The organism is Streptococcus sp. GMD1S (assembly GCF_000296875.1).
Classification (GTDB): Bacteria; Bacillota; Bacilli; order Lactobacillales; family Streptococcaceae; genus Streptococcus.
In genome coordinates, this window is the sequence record NZ_AJQY01000126.1 from 1 (window position 1) to 1,573 (window position 1,573).

Annotated in this window: 2 protein-coding genes; both read left to right on the forward strand. The window is 33.8% G+C overall.

Annotated features, from left to right (window positions below; genetic code table 11):
• Window positions 1-81 precede the first annotated feature (81 nt).
• Complete coding sequence (locus GMD1S_RS07590; protein WP_237738585.1) at window positions 82-1,128, forward strand: AAA family ATPase; 1,047 nt, start codon at window positions 82-84, stop codon at window positions 1,126-1,128.
• A gap of 20 nt (window positions 1,129-1,148) precedes the next feature.
• On the forward strand, window positions 1,149-1,573 hold a 425-nt coding region (gene truB / locus GMD1S_RS07595), incomplete at its 3' end, for a tRNA pseudouridine(55) synthase TruB (RefSeq protein ID WP_044135730.1).

A 1,573-nucleotide genomic window follows, 5' to 3' on the forward strand; every position in this document is an offset into this window, starting at 1 on the left:
TAATAGACTTGATCAATTTATTTCAAAAAAATTAATTGAGGAAAATCAAAAGAAACTTATTTAAAGTTGTTAAAATCAGAAGTGAAGAAAATTGATGATTTAACAAATAGTACTTATGAATTAGAAGTAATTCTTCAAGATATTGTTGATAATGTTAAAAATGCTGACTTAGAGTTTATAAAACGATTAGGAAACTTAACTACTAAAGAGACATTCTCTACAATCAAAGATAAGCAAACTAGCATATTGGAATTATTGTATAAATATCTTGGCTCTAGAGTTATTGATACAAATTATTTGATTTTGAAAGAAACAAATAATAAATCATTTGAAGCATTAGCAAATGATTTAAAGTCATTAATAGGTTTAGAAAATGTGAAGAAAGAGATTGAAGATCTAGTCGCATTTAATAAAGTTCAGCAAAGTAGAGAAAAAATCGGTCTTAAAAAAACAAATAGAACGATGCATATGGCGTTTTTAGGTAATCCAGGTACTGGTAAAACTACTGTGGCTAGAATCGTTGGGAATATGTACCGGTCATTAGGAATATTAAGTAAAGGCCACTTTATTGAGGCAAGTAGAACAGACTTAATAGCAGAATATCAAGGACAAACGGCTTCTAAAGTTAAGAGATTGATACAAAAAGCCAAAGGTGGTGTATTGTTTATTGATGAAGCATATAGTATTACTGAAAACGATAAAAGTGATAGTTATGGTCGAGAGTGTTTAACTGAGTTAACTAAAGCATTAGAAGACTATCGAGATGATTTGGTGGTTATTGTTGCTGGATATGATGAATTGATGAAAAAATTTTTTGAATCTAATCCTGGGTTAAAATCAAGATTTAATTATTTTATTACGTTTGAAGATTATACTGTGGACCAAATGTTTGACATTTTTCTTTCACATTGTAAAAATGAAGAATACATTTTGCATGATTCTGCAAAAGAAACATTAAAAAAATATTTAGAATTACATAGTAACAATCCTGAAAATAAAAATGCAAATGGGCGATTTGTAAGAAATGTATTTGATAGGATAGTTATGAACCAAGCAAGAAGATTAGCCACATTATCTTTTGTTACAAAAGATAATTACATTACAATTCTTGAAGAAGATATTTCATGAATGAAATCAGAAAGCAACACATGAACGGTATTATCAACTTAAAAAAAGAAGCGGGGATGACCTCGCATGATGCGGTTTTTAAGCTGCGTAAGATTTTGGGAACCAAGAAAATTGGTCATGGTGGGACCTTGGATCCGGATGTAGTGGGAGTTCTGCCAATCGCGGTTGGCAAGGCAACCCGTATGGTCGAATTTATGCAGGACGAGGGCAAGGTCTATGAGGGGGAAATCACTCTAGGTTATTCAACGACGACTGAGGATGCCAGTGGAGAAGTGATCGCAGAGACCCCTGTTTTGTCGCTCTTGGATGAAACCATTGTCGATGAAGCGATTGCTAGTCTGACTGGGCCTATCACTCAGATTCCACCTATGTACTCGGCTGTCAAGGTTAATGGTCGCAAGCTCTATGAGTATGCGCGTGCAGGTCAGGAAGTGGAGCGTCCAGA